The 21,501-nt window shown below is 36.0% G+C and carries 15 protein-coding genes; 11 read left to right on the forward strand and 4 right to left on the reverse strand.

Features of this window, described 5'->3' with window-relative positions; all coding sequences use genetic code 11:
- Positions 1 to 172: 172 nt before the first annotated feature.
- Genes guaA through SJY30_RS01125 form a run of 4 tightly spaced genes read left to right on the forward strand, consistent with a single transcriptional unit; the run spans position 173 to position 4,853 of the window.
- Positions 173 to 1,705, forward strand: coding sequence for a glutamine-hydrolyzing GMP synthase (gene guaA / locus SJY30_RS01110; protein WP_396633788.1), 1,533 nt, complete (start codon positions 173 to 175; stop codon positions 1,703 to 1,705).
- Between the two features lies 1 nt (position 1,706).
- Entirely contained in the window at positions 1,707 to 3,923 is a 2,217-nt protein-coding gene (locus SJY30_RS01115) for a LysM peptidoglycan-binding domain-containing protein (RefSeq protein ID WP_396633789.1), read from the forward strand.
- 1 nt (position 3,924) lies between these two features.
- Positions 3,925 to 4,329, forward strand: a complete 405-nt coding sequence (locus SJY30_RS01120; RefSeq protein ID WP_396633790.1) for an OsmC family protein — start codon at positions 3,925 to 3,927, stop codon at positions 4,327 to 4,329.
- Complete coding sequence (locus SJY30_RS01125) at positions 4,317 to 4,853, forward strand: DUF922 domain-containing protein (protein WP_396633791.1); 537 nt, start codon at positions 4,317 to 4,319, stop codon at positions 4,851 to 4,853. The genes SJY30_RS01120 and SJY30_RS01125 overlap by 13 nt, the downstream gene beginning before the upstream one ends.
- Positions 4,854 to 5,259: 406 nt before the next feature.
- Here the strand turns inward: SJY30_RS01125 and SJY30_RS01130 are convergent, their stop codons facing one another.
- On the reverse strand, positions 5,260 to 6,129 hold the full coding sequence (locus SJY30_RS01130) for a hydroxypyruvate isomerase family protein (protein WP_396633792.1): 870 nt from the start codon (positions 6,127 to 6,129) through the stop codon (positions 5,260 to 5,262).
- Positions 6,130 to 6,179: 50 nt separating this feature from the next.
- Between SJY30_RS01130 and SJY30_RS01135 the strand changes: the two genes are divergently transcribed.
- The 3 genes from SJY30_RS01135 to yidC all read left to right on the forward strand — a co-directional run bounded on the left by SJY30_RS01135 (position 6,180) and on the right by yidC (position 10,033).
- Entirely contained in the window at positions 6,180 to 6,422 is a 243-nt protein-coding gene (locus SJY30_RS01135) for a DUF3820 family protein (protein ID WP_036155820.1), read from the forward strand.
- 50 nt (positions 6,423 to 6,472) lie between these two features.
- Entirely contained in the window at positions 6,473 to 8,110 is a 1,638-nt protein-coding gene (locus SJY30_RS01140; RefSeq protein WP_396633793.1) for a CTP synthase, read from the forward strand.
- Between the two features lie 69 nt (positions 8,111 to 8,179).
- A complete protein-coding gene (gene yidC, locus SJY30_RS01145) occupies positions 8,180 to 10,033 on the forward strand; it encodes a membrane protein insertase YidC (RefSeq protein WP_396633794.1) in 1,854 nt (617 codons plus the stop codon).
- A gap of 255 nt (positions 10,034 to 10,288) precedes the next feature.
- On the opposite strand, the gene SJY30_RS01150 is transcribed toward yidC, so the two are convergent.
- On the reverse strand, positions 10,289 to 12,316 hold the full coding sequence (locus SJY30_RS01150; protein ID WP_396633795.1) for a fasciclin domain-containing protein: 2,028 nt from the start codon (positions 12,314 to 12,316) through the stop codon (positions 10,289 to 10,291).
- 304 nt (positions 12,317 to 12,620) lie between these two features.
- Here SJY30_RS01150 and mnmA point away from each other — a divergent pair, with 304 nt between their 5' ends.
- Both mnmA and SJY30_RS01160 read left to right on the forward strand, forming a co-directional pair.
- A complete protein-coding gene (gene mnmA, locus SJY30_RS01155; protein ID WP_396633796.1) occupies positions 12,621 to 13,811 on the forward strand; it encodes a tRNA 2-thiouridine(34) synthase MnmA in 1,191 nt (396 codons plus the stop codon).
- A gap of 89 nt (positions 13,812 to 13,900) precedes the next feature.
- On the forward strand, positions 13,901 to 14,842 hold the full coding sequence (locus SJY30_RS01160; RefSeq protein ID WP_396633797.1) for an NAD(P)H-dependent flavin oxidoreductase: 942 nt from the start codon (positions 13,901 to 13,903) through the stop codon (positions 14,840 to 14,842).
- On the opposite strand, the gene SJY30_RS01165 is transcribed toward SJY30_RS01160, so the two are convergent.
- Positions 14,832 to 16,658 carry a hypothetical protein gene (locus SJY30_RS01165; RefSeq protein ID WP_396633798.1) on the reverse strand — a complete coding sequence of 609 codons (1,827 nt, stop codon included), beginning with the start codon at positions 16,656 to 16,658 and terminating at the stop codon, positions 14,832 to 14,834. The genes SJY30_RS01160 and SJY30_RS01165 overlap by 11 nt on opposite strands.
- An 84-nt stretch (positions 16,659 to 16,742) precedes the next feature.
- On the opposite strand from SJY30_RS01165, the gene SJY30_RS01170 reads away from it, so the two are divergent.
- Positions 16,743 to 16,889 carry a hypothetical protein gene (locus tag SJY30_RS01170; protein ID WP_396633799.1) on the forward strand — a complete coding sequence of 49 codons (147 nt, stop codon included), beginning with the start codon at positions 16,743 to 16,745 and terminating at the stop codon, positions 16,887 to 16,889.
- 1 nt (position 16,890) lies between these two features.
- Here the strand turns inward: SJY30_RS01170 and SJY30_RS01175 are convergent, their stop codons facing one another.
- Complete coding sequence (locus SJY30_RS01175; protein WP_396633800.1) at positions 16,891 to 20,322, reverse strand: HEAT repeat domain-containing protein; 3,432 nt, start codon at positions 20,320 to 20,322, stop codon at positions 16,891 to 16,893.
- 196 nt (positions 20,323 to 20,518) lie between these two features.
- On the opposite strand from SJY30_RS01175, the gene SJY30_RS01180 reads away from it, so the two are divergent.
- Positions 20,519 to 21,454, forward strand: a complete 936-nt coding sequence (locus SJY30_RS01180; protein WP_396633801.1) for a DUF1080 domain-containing protein — start codon at positions 20,519 to 20,521, stop codon at positions 21,452 to 21,454.
- Positions 21,455 to 21,501 lie beyond the last annotated feature (47 nt).

Below are 21,501 nucleotides of genomic sequence, written 5' to 3' on the forward strand. Positions count from 1 at the left end.
AATGGTGCCTAAAAATAAGTAGATTTTTCCTACACTGATTGTTAAGAAAAATACAATTCATCTTTTATTATGATTTGATGACGTGTAAAGGAATTTCAATTTTAAAACTATTTGTTAAAAAATATAACCGAAATAAGATGGTTTCAACATTTGGTTTTTGCTATTTTTGCCCATGCAAAATAAAGTCCTGATACTAGATTTTGGTTCACAATACACCCAATTGATTGGAAGACGCGTACGTGAGCTAAATATTTTCTCTGAAATTAAACCTTATAATAAACTACCAAAAGACCTTTCTGAGTATAAAGCGGTGATTCTTTCTGGATCTCCTTTATCGGTTAGGGGCGAAGATGCCGTTCACCCGGATCTGTCTGAAATACGTGGTAAAAAACCATTATTGGGCGTTTGTTATGGTGCACAGTATTTGGCACATTTTCACGGTGGTAGTGTAGAAAAATCCAATACAAGGGAATATGGTCGAGCTAACCTTAGTTTTATTAAGGAAAACGAACCATTTTTTGATAACGTAGAAACAGGCAGCCAAGTGTGGATGAGCCATGCAGATACTATTAAGCATTTGCCAGAAAATACAACCTTGCTGGCAAGTACCCATGATGTAGAAAATGCAGCTTTTAAGTTTCAGGGAGAAGAAACATATGCAATTCAGTTTCACCCTGAAGTATATCACTCTAAGGATGGAAAACAGGTTTTGGAGAACTTCTTGGTGCACATTGCCGGAATGGAACAAACTTGGACTCCGGATGCCTTTGTAGACAAAACGGTAGCGGAGTTAAAAGAAAAGATCGGTGATGAAAAGGTGATTTTAGGCTTATCTGGTGGTGTAGATTCTTCTGTTGCAGCAGTATTATTAAATAAGGCGATAGGGAAAAACCTGCATTGCATATTTGTAAACAACGGTCTTTTAAGAAAAAATGAATTCACCGATGTGTTGAAGCAGTACGAGGGTATGGGCTTAAATGTAAAAGGTGTAGATGCTTCGGCACGTTTTTTGGATGATTTAGCTGGTGAGAGTGATCCAGAAACCAAAAGAAAAACAATTGGTCGTGTATTTGTAGAAGTTTTTGATGATGAGTCACATTTAGTTGAGAATGCAAAATGGTTGGCACAGGGTACTATTTACCCTGATGTTATAGAATCTGTTTCTGCAACAGGTGGTCCGTCCCAAACTATAAAGAGTCACCATAATGTTGGTGGTTTGCCAGATTATATGAAATTGAAAGTGGTAGAGCCTTTGAAGATGTTATTTAAGGATGAGGTAAGAAGAGTAGGGGCTAGCTTAGGTATCGACAAGGCATTGTTGGGTAGGCATCCTTTTCCAGGTCCTGGTTTGGCAATTCGTATCCTTGGCGATATAACGCCAGAGAAAGTGGCTATTTTGCAAGAAGTAGATGCCATTTTTATAGACGGATTAAAAAAATGGGATCTGTACGATAAAGTATGGCAGGCAGGTGCGATGTTATTACCTGTAAATAGTGTTGGTGTAATGGGCGATGAGCGTACATATGAAAAATGTGTTGCACTTAGAGCTGTAGAAAGTACGGATGGTATGACTGCCGATTGGGTGAATCTGCCGTATGAGTTTCTGCAAAAAACATCAAATGATATTATTAATAAAGTCCCTGGGGTCAATCGTGTCGTATATGATATAAGTTCAAAGCCGCCAGCAACAATAGAATGGGAATAGTATGAAATATATGTTTAATCAAATTTACTTAATAGGGTCGTTTTGTTTATTGGTGTCTTGCACGGCAATGGCACAAAAATTCGATACCCATCAAGTAAAATCAGGAGAGACTTTAGAAAGCATTTCTAAAATGTACGGAGTTTCAACGTCAAGTATATTACAGTATAATAAAGAAATTAAGGAAGGTCAGAAGCTAAGGTCCAATACCATATTGGTAGTGCCTGGTAAAAAGATTGTGGAGCAGACAAGTGCACCTATATCTAATACCCCAACTTCAACTACAGTAACGACGACTACGAATACTACGGTTGTTCAGGACTCTGTTAAGGCAAGAGAACCTATAGGTTATACGGAGCATCGTGTCAAGAAAAAAGAAACCATTTTTGGCATCACTCAAATGTATAATATAACAGAAGATGAGCTGAAAAAATATAATCCAAAGTTGTACGCTTCACCACTTCAAAAGAAGATGGATTTACGTATTCCTAAATACCGCGCTCCTAAGGTGGAAGAGGTTACAGGTAATACTGATGATTTGGAAAAATACATTGTTGCGGCAAAAGAAACAAGGTGGAGTATAGCGCATAAATATGGTATAACCATAGAGCGAATGCTAGAGCTAAACCCTGGGTTGTCTACGGCAAATAATTATTTATCAGAAGGCTACGAATTAATGATGCCTAAAATTGCGGGTAGTACCGTAAAAAATCAGGTAACTCAATTATATACTTCATATACAGTGCCTGCCAAAATGAATTTCTATCGTTTAGAAAAGGAGTTTGAAGTAAAGTCAGACGAGATAGTTCGTCTAAATCCTGAGATTACTGAGAGAGGCGGATTGAAAGAAGGTATGATTATTCGTATTCCTGAGCAAAAAGTAGCCACAGGTGAAATTAATACGGATAACTACATTTTTTATGAGGTGAAACCAAAGCAAAATGAATTTCGATTAACTAGAAAATTCGGAATGACTTGGGCAGAGTTGGTTGCTTTGAATCCTGATTTAAAAGACGGTCTAAAAGCAGGTATGGTTTTAAAATTACCAAAAGACAAGGTTGGTGATTTTGAAGTTAGAAATGCGTTGGTTTTAGATAAGGTAAATTTATTGGATAGTATAAATGTTACCGTAAAACCAAAAGTACTGTTCTTGTTACCTTTTAGATTAGATAAACTTGATCTAAGTAACAAAGCGGCAACTGAAAAAATAATTGACAATAGAAATAGCTTAAAATATAGTTTAGGGCTTTATTCTGGGGCATTGGTAGCAATTGATTCTATGAAATCATTAGGGGTTTCTATAGATGTTAAAACTTTTGATAATCAATTGGATTTAGCTAGGACAAAGCAAGTTTTACAAGGCGAGCAATTAGGTGGCTACAGTGCTGTTTTTGGTCCTTTAGATATGCCGTCACTAAAAGAAACTGCGGTACAGGCATCTAAATTTAATGTTCCTGTTGTAGCGCCAGTACCTGCTAAAAGCGAGTTAAGTTTAGATAATGTTTTCTTTTCATATACAGATGAAGAAGTGTTGTGGAAACATATGCTAGATTATGTAGAGGCCAACCATACGGAAGAAACACTTTTGATCATAGCGGATGAGGATAATGCAAAGGAGAAAGATGCTATTCTTAAAAGATTTCCGACAGCTAAAGTAGTTGTTGTAAAAGAAGAAGAGAAGAATATTGGTATTAACAGAGATAAATTGCAAACCTTATTATCTGATCAAGTACCTAACTGGGTCTTTGTAGAATCTGATAATTATAAATTGATTGCCAGTGTTGTATCTATATTAAATTCATTTAATAATACCGCGTTTGACCCTTTATTGGGTAAGGATAACGTGAGTGTACGTATGTTTACTACAGATATGAATTCGGCATTTGAAAAAGATGTGATTTCGAATACGCATTTATCCAACTTAAAATTTACGTATCCTTCTGTAAATCGTCAGGTAGCCAATAATTCATTTGTTGAGCGATATAGAAAACGTTTTGGCGACGATCCAGATAAATATGCGGTAAGAGGATTTGATCTTACTTATGATCTTTTGTTGAAACTAGCATATAATAATAGCCTAATAGATGTTTCAAGATTTATTGGTGAAACGGAATACAGTGGTAATAAATTCAATTACCAGAGAAAAGGAGTAGCTGGTTATTATAATCAGTCGTCTTATATTATGATGATGGATGATTTAAGAATAAAAACAATAGAGTAGAATGACATCAAAGGTTACTTACAACGGCGAGTTAAGAACAGAATGTATTCATTTACAATCGAACGATTCTTTCGTTACGGATGCACCGGTAGACAATAACGGATTAGGACAGGCATTTTCACCTACCGATACCGTTGCTACAGGTTTGGCAAGTTGTATGTTGACAATGATGGGCATTAAAGCAAACGGATTGGAAGTAGACCTAAAAGGCACTACGGCATCTGTCACCAAACATATGGCAGCTTCACCAAGAAGAATTTCTAAAATAGAAGTTGAGGTTCATTTGCCAAAAGAAATATCAGATAAGAACAGAAAAATTTTGTTGCACACGGCAAACACTTGTCCTGTGCATTATAGTTTACATCCAGATATCGAGAAAGTAATCACTTATAATTGGGACTTATAAAAAAGGTACATTTTATTATATTTCTTTTAGCGCTACTGAGCATCTCTAATGTTCAGAGTCAAGAAGTAGTGTCTTGGGAACCTGATTTTAGATTTACTTGGAACGATTTTAAAGGAGCTGCTCCTATATATTCTAGAGCAGCAGCAACCACGGCAAGTGGCATAACCTATCGCTTTTCCACTTATTACGAGAATAATGAATTACAGGTAGATTATAAGGTGTTCGCCTATTTTTATCCAACAAAGTCATGGTATAAACCGGCGCTCTGTAATGACATAACCTTACTACACGAACAATTGCATTTTGATATTACCGAACTCTATGCGCGCAAATTGCGAAAGAAATTGGCAGAGGCAAAATTTACCAAGAACGTAAAAGAAGAGATTCGTAAAATCTACAAGGCTACCATTCGCCAACTAAATGATTTTCAAAATAAATACGATTCAGAAACCAACTATTCTAGAAATCTACCTGTACAAGAACGTTGGGTAAAAGAGATAGAAGAGGCTTTAATCAAATCTTAGCTTAATGGTTTAAAAGTGAATTAGTGAATTAGTGAAATAGTTTATTAGTTTTAGATTCGAGTTATAAGAATTCATTAAAATAACATCAACAATCTTCTTGTATAGAAAAGGAGAAGTAAGTTTCTTCAAAAAAAAACAGCTTGCTGTTTTTTGAGAAAGAGCTCACTAACGAACCAGCTCACTAACGAACCAGCTCACTAACGAACCAGCTCACTAACGAACCAGCTCACTAACGAACCAGCTCACTAACGAACCAGCTCACTAACGAACCAGCTCACTAACGAACCAGCTCACTAACGAACCAGCTCACTAACGAACCAGCTCACTAACGAACCAGCTCACTAACGAACCAGCTCACTAACGAACCAGCTCACTAACGAACCAGCTCACTAATTAATTGGATGAACTACACATCACAAATAGTAACACCTTGTTTTAGAGCATCTATTTTGTTTTCCCAACTTGGTACGAATTCTTGTGCTACGTGACCGGTATAACCTGTTTTTAAAATAGCCTTCATTACGGCAGGGTAGAATATTTCCTGTGTTTCATCGATTTCGTGTCTACCGGGGTTTCCACCTGTGTGGTAGTGTCCGTAGTATTGGTGGTAATTTTCGATATTTCTTATAATGTCGCCCTCCATTATTTGCATATGGTAAATATCGTATAGCAGTTTAAAATGTTCGGATCCTATGGCTTCGCAAAGAGAAACGCCCCACTCAGAAGTATCGCACATATAGTCTTTATGGTCCACCTTACTGTTTAAAAGTTCCATCTGTAAAACAACACCGTGCTTTTCAGCCAAAGGCATTAATTTTTTTAATCCAATGGCACAGTTACGTAAACCAACTAGATCGTTCATTCCGTTTCTATTACCACTAAAGCATATAAGGTTAGTGTAGCCGGCTTCAGCTACCAACGGAATAACGCGTTCGTAGTCTGCAATAAGCTCATCATGTAAAGAGAGGTCGTTAAAACCTTTAGTAATACCCATACCGGCACCCCAGCACATAGAGGCATGGATGTTGTATTTTTTTAGAAGTGGAAATTCATCTGGTCCTACAAGATCAATAGATCTTATATCAAGTTCTACTAAATTTTTTAGAAAATCTTCAAAAGGGATGCTACCATAGCACCAATAACAAACACTATGGTTTATATTGTACTTTAATTTGGCGGTAACTTCGTTTTTATTTTTGTTAGCTGCTGTAGCAGATGTAGTTAAGAAACCAACAGACGCCGCCGCCGAGGTTCCAATAAAATTTCTTCGTTTCATGTTGTTTTTGAGATGTTGATTTTTTAAAGATAATTTTTTTAGATTAAAAAATGGAAATAAATCCTGATAAGGAAAAATTAATAGAATTGGCACATTACAGAATGCCATTTGGTAAGTTTAAGGGGAGGTATCTAATAGATTTGCCAGAACCTTATTTGGTATGGTTTAAACAAAAAGGATTTCCTGATGGTAAATTGGGAGATTTGTTGCAATCTATGTTGGAAATCAAAACAAATGGCTTAGAATCGATAATTCGAAAAATACAAAAACATTTTCCTAAGGAAACCCGTTAAGTTCTCACCTCAATTTGTAACTTTGTGTCCCGTAACATAGAAATTGATACATGGCACAAACCAAATACATCTTCGTTACGGGAGGCGTTACTTCTTCGTTAGGAAAAGGCATCATTGCTGCATCTTTGGCGAAATTACTGCAATCTCGCGGCTACAAAACTACCATTCAAAAACTAGATCCTTACATTAATGTAGATCCAGGAACTTTAAACCCTTATGAGCATGGCGAATGTTATGTAACTGATGATGGTGCAGAAACAGATCTAGATTTAGGTCATTATGAGCGTTTTTTAAATGTTCGTACCTCTCAAGCGAATAATGTTACAACCGGTAGAATTTACCAAAGCGTTATTGAAAAAGAACGTAGAGGTGAATTTTTAGGTAAGACCGTACAAGTGGTTCCTCACATTACAAATGAAATCAAAGAACGTGTTCAGGTTTTAGGTAAAAGTGGTGAATATGATATCGTGATTACTGAAATTGGTGGTACGGTAGGTGATATTGAATCTTTACCATATATTGAAGCGGTTCGTCAACTTCTTTGGGAACTTGGTGATAACAATGCTATTGTAATTCATTTAACTTTGGTACCTTATTTATCAGCTGCAGGTGAATTAAAGACCAAACCTACACAACACTCTGTAAAAACATTAATGGAAAGCGGTATAAAAGCCGATATTTTGGTGTGCAGAACAGAGCATGAGATTTCTAATGATATTAAAGATAAACTAGCACTTTTCTGTAACGTAAAGCGTGAAGCGGTCATACAGAGTATTGATGCATCTACAATTTATGACGTGCCGTTATTAATGCAAGAAGAAGGTTTAGATACCGTAACCTTACAGAAATTGGCATTGCCTAATGAAGTAGCTCCAGATTTAGGTCGTTGGAACGAGTTTTTGGCGAGACATAAGAACCCAAAAGATGAAGTTACTATAGGTTTAGTTGGTAAGTATGTAGAGCTACAAGATTCATATAAATCTATTCTGGAAGCTTTTATACATGCAGGAGCTGCTAACGAGGTAAAAGTAAAAGTAAAATCTGTTCATTCAGAATACATTACGGCTGCCAACTATGAGAACAAGCTAAAAGGATTGGATGCTATTTTGGTAGCACCAGGCTTTGGTGAGCGTGGTATAGAAGGTAAAGTGAAGGCTGTTGAATATGCACGTGTAATGAATATTCCATTTTTGGGGATATGCTTAGGTATGCAGATGGCGGTTATTGAATATGCACGTAATGTGTTAAGCCTTGCAAATGCAAATTCTACAGAAATGGATGAAAACACTCCTGATCCGGTAATTAGCATTATGGAAGAACAAAAAAGTATTACCGATAAAGGTGGTACAATGCGTTTAGGCGCGTGGGATTGTGAATTGAAGGAAGGTAGCCTTGTTAAAGAAATGTATAATGGTGAGTCTCAAATTTCTGAGCGTCATCGTCATAGATATGAGTTTAACAATGCTTATTTAGAGCAATTAGAGAATGCAGGTCTAAAGGCAACAGGTTTTAACAAAGAAACCAATTTGGTTGAAATTGTAGAGTTAGAAGATCATCCTTGGTTTATTGGCGTGCAGTATCACCCAGAATATAAGAGTACGGTAGCTAATCCACATCCATTGTTTGTTGGCTTGGTTAAGGCTGCTTTAGAGCATAAAAATGCACAAACTAATGCCACATTGGCATAAACACCATATTTGGACATATATTTGCTTTCTTAAAAACTCAAAATATTCCCAATTAATTAGAAATACCACATGGAAGAAAAGAAATTTGATGTACAATCCATAATTGGCTTCGTGCTTATTTTTGGAATACTCATCTTCATGTTTTACCAAAATCAACCAACTCCAGAAGAGTTAGAGGCAGAAAAGGCAAAGCAAGAACAAGTAGAGGCTGCAAAGGCATCAGAAAATTCAGGAACAGAAACTGTTATCAATGATGTACCGCAATTAGATTTACAAGATTCTACTGCAGTTGCCAATTACCAAGGTAAACTTGGCGCTTTTGGTTTTACAAAACCTTCTAATGACATTACTACTTTTGAAAATGAAGTACTTTTATTAAAGATTAGTAATAAAGGCGGACAAATTGTAGAAGCGAAAATGAAACAATTCGTTACCTATGATTCTGTACCTGTATATTTAATAAAGGATGGTAATGCTTCTTTCGGATTGGATTTTGCCACTTCTGATAATAGAACGTTGAATACTCAAGATTTATATTTTGAGCCAACAATGTCAAATGACAATGGTAATAAGGTATTATCATTAAAAGCTAAGACATCAGGTAATCAATACTTAGAGTATAGATATGTTATTAAGCCGAACGATTATTTAGTTGACTTTACAATCAAGTCTAAAGGTCTGGACAATGTTATTAGTACAAGTAAGCCAGTAACCTTAGATTGGAAATTAAAAGGGATACGCCATTCAAAAAGTATTCAGTATGAAAACAGGTATACGCGTTTAACCTATAACCATGAAGATGGTAAAATAAGTAAACTTTCTGAAGGAAGTGATGACGAGGAAACTGAAGAAGATATAAAGTGGATTTCATACAGACAGCACTTTTTTAGCAGTATTCTAGCAGCTGATGAGCCTTTTAAAGGCGGTGATCTTACTTCTGTTAATTTAGTGGAAGAAGAAAGTAGAACCTTTGGTTTTACTAAAGAATATGCATCTGCTTTACCTGTGGAATTGGAAGGCGGAGAAATATCTAAAGAGTTACATTGGTATTTTGGTCCTACCGATGTCGATACCTTATCTCAGTACGAAGATTTAGGTTTAGTAGATTCTATTCCTTTTGGTTGGGGTATTTTCGGTTGGATCAACCGTTATGTGTTTACACCTTTTTATGGTCTGATCAGTACCTATTTCCCTTACGGTATAGCAATTGTTATCATGACGATCTTAGTTCGTTTGGCAATGTCGCCGGTAACCTATAAGTCGTATTTATCTCAAGCGAAGATGAAGGTGTTGAAACCTGAAATCACAGAGTTAGGGGAGAAGTACAAAGACAATGCGATGAAGAAGCAGCAAGAAACCATGAAATTGTATGGCAAGGCTGGGGTCAGCCCCATGAGTGGTTGTATACCCGCGGTCATTCAAATGCCTATTTTCTATGCGCTTTTTATGTTTTTCCCAACATCGTTCGCATTACGTCAGAAATCATTTTTATGGGCAGATGACCTTTCGTCTTTTGATACTATTTATCAATTCCCAGAAGGGTTCTCAATTCCTTTCTATGGAGACCACGTAAGTTTGTTTCCAATATTGGCTTCCATAGCGATTTTCTTTTACATGAATATGACTACGGGTCAGAACATGCCAACACAACCTGGTATGCCTAACATGAAGTTTATCATGTATCTAATGCCATTTATGATGTTGTTTTTCTTTAACAACTATGCGAGTGGTTTAAGTTTGTATTATTTTGTGTCTAACTTAATTACCATAGGTATTATGTTGGTCATTAAGAATGTTATCATAGATAATGATAAGATACATGCTCAAATACAAGAGAATAAGAAGAAACCTAAAAAGGAGAACAAGTTTCAAAAGAAAATGCGTGAAATGATGGAGCAAGCAGAAGCGCAGAAGAAGAATTAAATAAACTTCCTATACCTATATAAAAATAAAAGCCCTTTCAATTTTGAAAGGGCTTTTGCCATTGGTTAAGGCTTGGTTTGGTAAGATTTGGGATGTCAAAGATGTAATTAATTTAAGGTTCTATAAAAAGTTAGTTGTCAAGGTTGGGTTATTGTATGTTAAAAGAGTGTATAATGATGTTAGCCATTTAAAGGCATAAAAAAACCTTCCTATTTGTAGGAAGGTTTTCTTTTGTGTTCAATTGAATCGTATTTATTATAGCGCATCAAGTGCTGCCTGCGGTAAAAGTACTTTGTTGATTACATGAACTACACCGTTACTAGCTTCTACATCTGCCATAACTACAGTAGCATTATCTGCACTTGCATCTTCAACATGTACAGTACCATCTTCTTTAATATTGATACCTACATTTTCACCTTGAAAAGTTGTAATAGACTGTCCGTTACTTAAATCAGTTGAGAAGGCTGCAGTACCAGAAACAACATGATATGTAAGAATGGTCACCAATAGATTTTTTTCAGCTTCTGTATCAAAATCTGCCAAACTGTTGTAATCTTCACCTAAAGAATCTAATAAAGCAACAAAAGCATCGTTTGTTGGGGCGAATACCGTAAATGGTCCGTCACCACTTAATGTTTCTACCAACCCAGCATCTGCTTGGCCAAGAGCGTCTACTAATAAACTTAAATCGTCTGTTTCAACAGCAATCTCTACAATTGTTTTTAAACTCATTGCGGCTAACATATCTAAAACCTCTTGTGGCAAAATTACTTTGTCGATAACGTGTACAACACCATTCGTAGCTGCTACATCTGCCAAAGCTACATTTGCGTTGGTTTCGGTTGCATCCATAATTTGAACACCATTGTCGGTTAATACCACTGTTACGTTTTCACCTTGAACGGTTTCAATAGCTTGCCCGTTAGTTAAGTCAGTTGAAAAGGCAGCAGTACCGGCAACTACGTGATAAGTTAATACTTTAGTTAAAAGTGCTTTCTCGTCTTCAGTATCAAAATCTGCAAGACTATTAAAATCATCACCTAATGTTTCTAGTAAAGCGGCAAAAGCAGCGTTTGTCGGTGCAAAAACGGTAAAAGGACCTTCACCGTTTAAAGTTTCTACCAAACCGGCGTCAGCTTGAACAAGGGCATCTACCAATAAGCTTAAATCATTTGTCGCAACAGCGGTATCAACGATAGTTTTTAATTGTAGACTGGTAACGAAATCTATAGCAGCTTGTGGTAATAAGACTTTATCTATAGTATGTGCAATACCATTAGATGCCATAATGTCTACACCTGTAATATTTGCATCAGTATCAGAAGCATCGCCTATAACAAACGTGTCGCCCGAAGCTATAATTTCAACGCTATTATTTTCAAAAGCCGTAGCAACTTGCCCTGCAGCCAAATCAGTTGATTTTACTTCTGCTGCAACCACATGAAATAATAAGATATTCTTTAATAAAGCAATTTCTTCATCGGTATCAAAATCATCAAGACTATTGTAATCATCACCTAGAACCTCCAATAACGCAACAAAAGCATCATCGGTAGGAGCAAAAACGGTAAAAGGACCGTCAGAACTAAGAGTTGCAACCAAATCAGCTTTGATTACTGCAGCTTCTAATAGCGATAATGGTTCGGTAGCTACTACTATATCAACTAAAGTTCCGTTTTCCTCAGGCATTTCTTCGCCGTTTAAAGCGTCGATAATTGCTTGTGGCAACATTACTTTATCGATAACATGTACCACTCCGTTACTAGCTTCAACATCTGCAATAAGAACCTTTGCATTTACTTCAGTAGCATCATCAATAAAAACGTCACCATCTATATTAATGGTCAAATCTTCACCTTGAACAGTAGTAACTGTCATTCCGTTACTAAGGTCAGAAGAACTTGCAGCAACACCCGATACTACATGATAGGTTAGAATAGAGGTTAAAATTGCTCTTTCTTCATCTGTATCAAAATCGGATAATGATTCAAAATCATCTAGTTGATTTAATAGGGCCGTAAAGGCATCATTTGTTGGGGCGAAAACGGTAAAAGGTCCGTCAGAACTCAATGTACCAACTAAATCGGTTCCTTCAGAATTATCTGCGGTAGTAAGTGCGGCAACCAATGAAGAAAGTGCATCTTCCGCTTGAGCGGTCTGAACAATATTCATTTCGTTAGCTGTCATAGGTTCCACATCATCATCGTCACTACAAGACCAAGTAACCAATGTGATGGTAAGCAGCAGTAAAAAATTTCGTAATCTCAACATTTTTTTCATAATTGTGTTTTTAAGGATTGTTTAATTAAATATGAAAGATGTTTAACTTTTAAATTGATAAAATGTATATATGGTAGTAAAACATCTACAAAATCAAAAATACTCTAGTTATTTAATGTTTAACTAATTTTTAAAAAAGTTTAACAAAATATTTTTAACTCAAAAAAATTTTAAGTAAAAATAAAATTGGCTGAGTATTGAATTTTACTAGGCTTATCGTTAAAGGTTTACACGAAAAGCAGTGTTTTAAAAAAATAGACTTTGAAATGAAATTTCGTAATTTTGTATCGACCAAGAAGAAGAAATGAAAAAAGTAGTAATAGGACTTTCTGGAGGAGTAGATTCAAGCGTAGCGGCATACCTTTTAAAGGAACAAGGTTATGATGTCATTGGTTTGTTTATGAAGAATTGGCATGATGATTCGGTAACGATATCAGAAGAATGTCCGTGGTTAGAAGACAGCAATGATGCGTTGATCGTTGCGGAGAAGTTAGGTATACCATTTCAAACAGTAGATTTAAGTACTGAGTATAAAGAGCGTATAGTTGATTATATGTTTAAGGAGTACGAGATGGGACGCACCCCAAATCCTGATGTGCTTTGTAATAGGGAAATCAAGTTTGATGTCTTTATGAAAATAGCTATGCAGCTTGGGGCAGATTACGTAGCTACCGGTCATTATTGTAGAAAGGGCACTATCAAAAATACAGACGGTACCGAAACCTACCAGTTGTTAGCGGGGAAAGATGGTAATAAAGATCAGTCTTATTTTTTATGTCAATTATCGCAAGAGCAATTATCAAAAACATTATTTCCAATAGGGGAGTTGACCAAGCCGCAGGTTAGGGAAATTGCAGCAAAGATGAATTTGATAACTGCTGATAAAAAAGATTCACAAGGTTTATGCTTTATAGGTAAGGTTAGATTGCCGGAGTTTTTACAACAACAGTTAAAACCAAAAACAGGTAAAATTGTTGAAGTTCCTGCTGGGTTCGAAGCTTACGAACGCGCAACACCTAATTTCAATGATAAAAACTCTGAATTAGAGTTTTACGCGGAGAAACCTGTATATCATTTAACAGACGGTAAGGTTGTTGGTGAGCATCAAGGTGCGCACTATTTTACCAAAGGGCAACGAAAAGGGCTGCACGTGGGTGGAACAAAAGAGCCTTTATTTGTAATAGATACCGATGTTAATGAGAATATTATTTATACAGGTCAGGGTAAAGCACACCCGGGGCTGTATAGACGAACTTTATTTGTAAAGGATGAAGAAATACATTGGGTACGTACGGATCTAGCCTTAGATATTGATGAGCAATTAGAAGTAAAAGCGCGTATTAGGTACCGTCAAGAACTTCAAGAAGCTACTATTTATAGAGTGGAAGGTGGTATGTACGTAGATTTCAAAGAAATGCAATCTGCAATTACCGAGGGCCAGTTTGTGGCTTGGTATTTAGATGATGATCTAATAGGATCTGGTGTTATATCTTAAATAGGAGCTTACATTTTAAGAGTTATAATGATATCTTTAAAATGAAAGTTTTTACGCGATAATCGAGATTTTTAAAATTTATCAAATACATGCAAAATAGAATTACCGAACTTTTTAATATAGAATTTCCAATTGTTCAAGGAGGAATGATTTGGACCAGCGGATGGAGACTAGCCAGTGCTGTATCAAATGCTGGAGGTTTGGGAGTTATTGGTGCCGGAAGCATGTACCCTGATGTTTTACGAGAGCATATTCAAAAATGCAAGAAAGCAACCTCAAAACCTTTTGGAGTAAACATTCCTATGTTGTATCCTGATATTGATAAGTTGATGGATATTATCATTGAAGAGGGTGTAAAAATTGTGTTTACTTCAGCAGGAAACCCTAAGACTTGGACCTCCTTTCTAAAAGAAAAGGGTGTTATCGTAGTGCATGTGGTAAGTAGCTTGAAATTTGCATTAAAAGCACAGGATGCCGGGGTAGATGCAATTGTAGCGGAAGGCTTTGAAGCAGGCGGTCATAATGGAAGAGATGAAACAACAACTTTGGTTTTGATTCCTGCAGTGAAAGAAAAAATAACTATTCCTTTAATTGCAGCAGGAGGTATTGCCAATGGTAGTGCCATGTTAGCAGCCATGGTTTTAGGTGCAGACGGAGTGCAAGCGGGCAGCCGATTTGTAGCTAGTGAAGAAGCATCGAATCATAGGAGTTTCAAAGAGGTAGTGGTCAATTCCAAAGAAGGGGATACGCAGTTGACATTAAAAGAATTAGCACCTGTTCGTTTAGTTAAAAACAAATTCTATAACGAAGTGCAAAAAGCATACGCTAACGGAGCAACTACCGATCAGTTGAAATCACTTTTAGGTAGAGGTCGTGCTAAAAAAGGTATGTTCTTAGGCGACTTAGAAGACGGCGAACTAGAAATTGGTCAAGTATCAGTGTTAATACATGACATTAAGCCTGCTGGTGAAATTGTTAAGGATATTATGAGGGAGTTTAATAATGCCAAAAATCAGGTTGCTATTTTTTGAAATTATTTAAGCACCTTTCTACAAGCATATCAATCGCATAGGTTTTATCATATTGCATATATGATGTATCAATTGCACGTGAAACTGACCATAACTGGCTCATTACATATTCTTCTCTTAACAATTTATCTTGTCTTAATTCTTCAATGTAAATTTCATCTAAATATTTTAGGTCTTCTAGTATAGAGTTCTCTTGTGTTACATTATCAAATTGAGCTAATATTCTCTTAATTTCTCGGGTGGATTTTTCGACAAGATTGAATTTCAATAGACTGTCGTTATTTGTTTTAAAATCAATAGCATCTATGAAAGCTTGATCGTTTTTATATGCGATAATTATACCCATTGATTTCTCACCTTTAGGCATTACCATTTCTTTTTGGGTTTGGTTACCAACATAGAACGTTTTAGAATCATTTGTTTTTAAACGATAAAGACTTTTTATTGAGGTAAACATGACATAGCCATATGTTCTGTCAAAGCTATTTCTATTTGAAACTAAAAATTCTAATGGTGCATATTCCCAATCTTTGGACATTGTTCCTCTGTCAATATTAATCCAACCAGTATTTGTAAGTTCAAAACCATATCCAGTCATTCGATAGGCTTCTCTTTTATTCAATAATTCTTTATAATTATTAACTAGTTCTTTAGCCTTTTTCGTTTTCTCATTATTAGCTTTGACGGCTTTGTTACGTTGCTTTGTTAATTCATTTTTAACCGATTGCAATCTATTTTCATAATAATTTTTTAAGAGCAATAAGTTTTTATCAGGAACCTTTATTTTAGTCCATTTTTGAGATGTAAATTTTTTAAAATCCTCTTGATAAATATTATCGTCTAATAAGCTAGCTGCAATACTGTCAAGTTCCCATAAATTCTTATCCAGGTTATGGGTATATATATCAATGATATCTGAACGGCATATTTTGAACATGACTTTAAGTCTTTCTTCAAATTGTTTTGTGGCAATTATTGTATTTTGAAACTGATTATTTTTTATTGTTTTAATTGCAGCAGGATCAACTCCATAGTTAACTGAATTGTCTAATTCTGAGTAGTGTGTTGAATCTAATTCTGTTTCATATTCTTTATCATGATAGGATTCGCTAACATTTGTATCTGGTATAGTTTCTTCTATAATTTCATTTCCAGTTTTAAAGTATAGGCTATAATATAAACTATCAACAAACTTTTCATTCACTTTCTGGTGATTAAGAAAAGGCATTTCTTTTTCTAAAGTTTCAACAAATCCGTCGGGTAAAAAGTCTAACGTAAACAAATCTAAGGGATTAAGATAATTTTCAATCGGAATTGGATTTACCCAATTCATATTCCCATTTTTATCTCGCAAGCCTTTATAAACTGACATTCCTGATTTTCTATCGTTAGTAGGTACTTCTACAAATACTGGTTTTTCAGGATTCACAAATAGTTGTCTGCCTTTATTAGTTGCATTAAAATAAATCATTCCGTCAGTCTCTAAAAGCTTTCCGTTTGAAGTAGTTGTTAGATTACTTAAAACCATTTCATCTATGGTTAGGAATTCAGTAAGTTCGATTTTAATATTTTCTGTAATAATATTGTCTTCAGAATCTAAAAAACTTCCTTTTTGAAATACGATTATAGTACCGTTTTTACCCGAAATTACTGTATCTTTTTTAGCATCAATCTTAAAATATTGACTTGAAGTCATGGTTTCTGTAAATGGGTCTTCTTGATGAGTTTTAACTATTAAATCTGGTTTGGGATTGCATTGAAGAAAAGAAAATAACAAAAACGAAAAGCCTAAAACTAATAAAATACCTTTTTTCATAAGAGTGGTTTAAAAGTAGGTTTTAAGAGTTAAAAGTGCATTTGGAGTAACGTAACATTCTCAATTAACATGCCAAAAAAAAATATGTATCGACTTGGTAATTTAGAAAATGGTGAACTAGAAATTGGTCAAGCATCAGCTTTAATACACGAGATTAAACCTGCAGGTGAAATTGTAAAACAGTTGATGAGAGAATTCGAAAAGAGGAAAGCAGAACTTTCCTCTTTATAGATTATACTTCTTTATCTTCCCCTACGATAATTCGTTTTTTATTTTTTAGAGAGCCAAGATATTCTATAAGATCACGAAGTTCTCTTCTTGATATCATGCGTCCCATAGCGGGCATGGCAGACATGGAATTTTCTCTGCTGGCAATTCTCATTAAAGGAACCCTTAAAGGTTCAGCTTCAGATGTTCTCAGCAAAAGCTCTTTATCATTTTCTTCAATTAAAACCCCTTTGACTTTTTGTCCGTCTTTCAAGGTAATAGTAACGGTTCCATAACCAGGGGCCAATCTAGCACTTGGCTCTATTAAGGCTTCCAGTAATTGTTGTCTATTTAAAATAGAGCCAATATTATCTAATTTAGGGCCAACTTCACCACCGGATCCATTTACTGAATGGCAACGTACACATTGCGCCGTAGGATTGTTGTTGAAAACAGATCTCCCTGCCCACCAGTTTCCTCCATAGAGAGTTTCTTGGAAAGAATCAGCAGAAAACCCTGCTTTTTTAAGATGATCTAATTGTGCTATTAGTTCAGGATTTTCGGTCGCTTTCACCGATTCCATTAAATCTAATAATATGCCCTGCTTTAATTGATTTCTACTAGCTTTATTAATAAGGCTGGTAAGTATGGCATTACTTTTTTCATCTGGTAAGTCTCCAAGAACATTCAACATTCTTTGTTGCTCCGATACAGAACCTTTTTTAAATATGGGGTCAACAATATTCGGTAGTTTTTCTTTTGATACGTTTAATTGGCTCAATAAGCCAACTGCTGCAGTTCTTACCTGTTCGTTCTTATCTTTCATACCTATAGACATTGCAGTCTCCATTTTATTAAATTTTAATTGCCCCAAGGCATTTAAAACCGCAGTTCTAACTTCAGGTGATCTGTTCGATTTAAATATAGCATACAAATCATCATTGTAAGAGTTGATACCGATAGCACTGATAGTTTTTGAAATTCCAATTAATATTTCGGGATGACTCTCTTTAAGAAATGCTGGTATGTCTTTTTTTATCTTTTCTTCTAATTGTCCGTTTTCTCTTATGATTTCGCCTCTATATCTCCCGTCTACACGGTCTAAAAGTGAAGGATTGTTCCATGTGCCTAATGCGGCTAAGGCCTCACCACGTAAATCGCTAGAGACGTTTTTTCGTTTGGCAAAATTGATGAGAAATTCTAATTGTTCATCGCCACCTACACGTAGCGCGGCATTAATTGCTCTACGTAACAACGGTTCTGATTCAAATTTTTCGTTGTTCAGTGTAGCCGCTAGCGCAGGTAATGCAGCTTCAATAGAGAGGTCATCATTTATTGCTCTTGCAGTTTCGGTAACAATATATTCATCCTTATCAGAAAGGAATATGGATATTTTTGGATCTTGTAATTTTCTAAGAACCATAACAGCTGCAATTCTAAGACTTCTATTTTCACTATTGGCAAGCGCTAAAAGCGGTTCGGCATTTCCTATTCTGGCTAAGGCTAAAACAGCGGCATGTCTCAAATATAAATCTTGATCATTATTGGCTTCAATCATTGCCAATAATGGGTCAATGGCATTTTCATATTTTAATCTTCCTAAGGCTTGCGCCGCATAGAATTTTACACGGTCATTTTTATGGGTAGTTAGTGAAATAAGACTATCGGCAGCTTTTTCATAACGTAAATCTCCCAGTACTTTAACGCTTTGGGCTATAATTTCTGGATCTTCATCATGCAATAAATTTAGTAGGGGTTGAGCTTCATTTGCATCGTTTGCCGCAATTTGCCCAATACCCCAAATAGCATGTATACGTGCAAATTGGTTTTCTTCCTCTATTATTGCCTTTTCTAAAGCTCTGTAGCCCCAAAAGGTTCTTTTAGCAAGTTCAAACTGAGCTTTTTGTCTAATTCTCATATCGCCATATGATAGTAAGCTGACCAAACTATCAGTCTTTTCCTCCTCATAATTATGGGTCATTAACTGTTGTGTTCTTAGCCTTTCTTTGGCAAGATCATTGGTTTCTTCGGTAACGTCTAGTTTCCATACTCTACCGTAATTTTTAGTGCCCCAGCCGTTTACCCAATCGGCAAGATATAGTGCGCCATCTGGTCCAAAATCAATACCTGTAGGTAATACTCCCGATAGAATAGATTTGTCGCTTTTCAATTCAAACGAAGCGCCTTTTGGTTGTAGGTCGAACGACCAAATATGGGACCTGCTTGGGTCTCCTACAAATTCTACTAAGAAAAATTTGTCCATCCATTTTTTACCCAAAGCAGTGCCAGGATTATATATCATTCCGGTAGGTCCGTTATGAAAATTTTGGATGGGAGGCATAATGTAAGCGGCCTGACCTTCCCAATGAGGAGTGAACAATTTTTCATCCATCCATACATTATAGCCATTGTTCTTTGGGTCTGTATATTTTCCATATTGCCAATTTGCTCTCCATCCGGCATCAGAACCTTCGACTATATGAACCAAACGTTCGCTTTCGCCTTTGTGGTCACCGTCATTATCTGATGAAATTATATTTCCGTAAGCATCAAAAACAAACTCGTGTGTATTACGTAGACCATGGGCGAAAACCTCAAAATCTGTCCCATCAGGATTACATCTTACGATTACCCCTTCATTTGGATACTTATGGTTTTCACCATCTACGGTAGTGATATTTGCACCAATATCTCCTATACCCCAATATATCTTGCCATCAGGGCCTTCAATAGCGCCAGACATTCCGTGACCGCTAAAACCAATGTGCACAGCAAAACCCTCTGCAACACTGGTTTTGTCATCTAATATTTTGTCACCGTTAGTATCCTTTAAGCGATACATACCAGGTCCTATACCAACAAAAACATCTTCATCGCGCACTAAAAGGGCGCCGGCGACATCATTGATTTCATCGTTGAAGTCAGTCATGATCTGTGTAGAAATATCTGCAATGCCATCATTGTCGGTATCTTGTAACATCCAAATTTCATCTTGCTCAACGGCAAGGTCGTGCCAGTCATGAATGCTGTCATTATTTAAATCTGGAAGCCACTCATTTTCCTCACTAAGTTCAGGAGCAAAAGTTTTATGCAGAAAAGCTCTTCTGTCTTCTACGGATTCTAGGGCGATAGATTCCGTCATCCAATCTCTATGTCCACGAATATCGAATTCCGAATTTTTGGCTCTATTAGAACGGGTAATGTATATATTGCCTTTATTATCAATATCCAGCGCAATTGGATCTGGAGCCAAGGAATCTGAAGCCCAAAGACGTAGTTCAAGTCCATCTGCCACATCTGCCGTTATAGTTTCTCTGGCAAGTTTTGCCATTTCAATAAGGTCGGTACTGTCTTGTTGTATGGTTAAAGGTATTTCAATTGGCTTTTTATTTATGCAAGAAGCGCAAAGAAATAATAGGGATATGGTCCCTAGAAAGAATTTTTTAAAGAATGTCATTGTCGTCTGGTTAAATTGATACTTAAATTTAGCGAATAAAGTAGATAATGAAGGGAGAAAATGAATAGTTGCTAAACTATTAACCATTTATGGTATAGATTAATCAATTTGCATTTTAAACACAATTTATTTCAATGTTAAGAAAGTGTGTTCAAAAGTTCTTTTATATTTGATTACTTATCAAACCAATAATTATATGAATACTATAAAAACAGCTGCTTTCATTTTTTTGATGGCTTTCAATTTAAACCTACTACAAGCCCAAGAAGGTCATCCGTTAGAAGGAAAATGGAACTTGACCATTGATCAAGAAGGCAAAAAATTACCATCGTGGTTAGAAATTAGACATTCTGGTACCAATACTTTGATCGGTAGATTTACGTATGCGTTTGGTAGCGCAAGACCAGTTGCAGAGATTGAAAAGCATGGAGAATTATTTTCATTTGAAATTCCGCCACAGTGGGAGCCAGGAGCTGCCAATATGGAATTTGAAGGCAAAATAGAAGGAGAAGGTTTAACAGGAACCATGATTTATGTAGATGGAAAAACGTATAATTGGACGGCTACAAAATCGCCAAAACTACCGTATTATGACAATGCCAAAGAGGGCAAGACCGTGAAGCTTTTTAATGGGAAAAACTTGAAAGGATGGGAGATGAAACCAGGAAATCAATGGGCGGTTTTAGATGGTATATTGACTAGCTCAAAACCCGGAGTAAACTTAGTGTCAGAAGAAAAATTCAAGGATTTTAAACTATATGCAGAATTTAGATACCCAGAAGGGAGTAATAGCGGTTTGTATTTACGTGGTCGCTACGAAGTTCAAATAGCGGATAATATAGGGTTAGAGCCTTCTTCAATTTATTTTGGAGGAATCTATGGTTTACTTACACCAAATGAAAACGCGGCTATGAAAGCAGGGGAGTGGCAAACGTATGACATTACTTTAATAGGTAGAAGAGTAACGATTGTAGCAAATGGAAAAACGATAATTTCAAATCAGAATATTGAAGCAATGACAGGGGGCGCTCTGGATAATAATGAAGCAGAAGCCGGACCAATAATGATACAAGGAGATCATGGTCCTGTAGAATTTAGAAAGTTAGAGATAACACCTTTGAGTAAAGGATAGATTTATAAGATATGAGTCGTCCTAAAATAGGTTGACATTTTTTAAAT

This window comes from Maribacter sp. R86514, assembly GCF_044597005.1.
Classification (GTDB): domain Bacteria; phylum Bacteroidota; class Bacteroidia; order Flavobacteriales; family Flavobacteriaceae; genus Maribacter.

What these genes read in the sequence shown, in the direction of transcription:
- SJY30_RS01150 (WP_396633795.1), bottom strand. Translation starts at nt 12,316, where the DNA reads ATGAAAAAAATGTTGAGATTACGAAATTTTTTACTGCTGCTTACCATC.
- SJY30_RS01175 (WP_396633800.1), bottom strand. Translation starts at nt 20,322, where the DNA reads ATGACATTCTTTAAAAAATTCTTTCTAGGGACCATATCCCTATTATTT.
- guaA (WP_396633788.1), top strand. Translation starts at nt 173, where the DNA reads ATGCAAAATAAAGTCCTGATACTAGATTTTGGTTCACAATACACCCAA.
- SJY30_RS01160 (WP_396633797.1), top strand. Translation starts at nt 13,901, where the DNA reads ATGCAAAATAGAATTACCGAACTTTTTAATATAGAATTTCCAATTGTT.
- SJY30_RS01135 (WP_036155820.1), top strand. Translation starts at nt 6,180, where the DNA reads ATGGAAATAAATCCTGATAAGGAAAAATTAATAGAATTGGCACATTAC.
- SJY30_RS01115 (WP_396633789.1), top strand. Translation starts at nt 1,707, where the DNA reads ATGAAATATATGTTTAATCAAATTTACTTAATAGGGTCGTTTTGTTTA.
- mnmA (WP_396633796.1), top strand. Translation starts at nt 12,621, where the DNA reads ATGAAAAAAGTAGTAATAGGACTTTCTGGAGGAGTAGATTCAAGCGTA.
- SJY30_RS01130 (WP_396633792.1), bottom strand. Translation starts at nt 6,129, where the DNA reads ATGAAACGAAGAAATTTTATTGGAACCTCGGCGGCGGCGTCTGTTGGT.
- SJY30_RS01140 (WP_396633793.1), top strand. Translation starts at nt 6,473, where the DNA reads ATGGCACAAACCAAATACATCTTCGTTACGGGAGGCGTTACTTCTTCG.
- yidC (WP_396633794.1), top strand. Translation starts at nt 8,180, where the DNA reads ATGGAAGAAAAGAAATTTGATGTACAATCCATAATTGGCTTCGTGCTT.
- SJY30_RS01170 (WP_396633799.1), top strand. Translation starts at nt 16,743, where the DNA reads ATGTATCGACTTGGTAATTTAGAAAATGGTGAACTAGAAATTGGTCAA.
- SJY30_RS01165 (WP_396633798.1), bottom strand. Translation starts at nt 16,658, where the DNA reads ATGAAAAAAGGTATTTTATTAGTTTTAGGCTTTTCGTTTTTGTTATTT.
- SJY30_RS01120 (WP_396633790.1), top strand. Translation starts at nt 3,925, where the DNA reads ATGACATCAAAGGTTACTTACAACGGCGAGTTAAGAACAGAATGTATT.
- SJY30_RS01180 (WP_396633801.1), top strand. Translation starts at nt 20,519, where the DNA reads ATGAATACTATAAAAACAGCTGCTTTCATTTTTTTGATGGCTTTCAAT.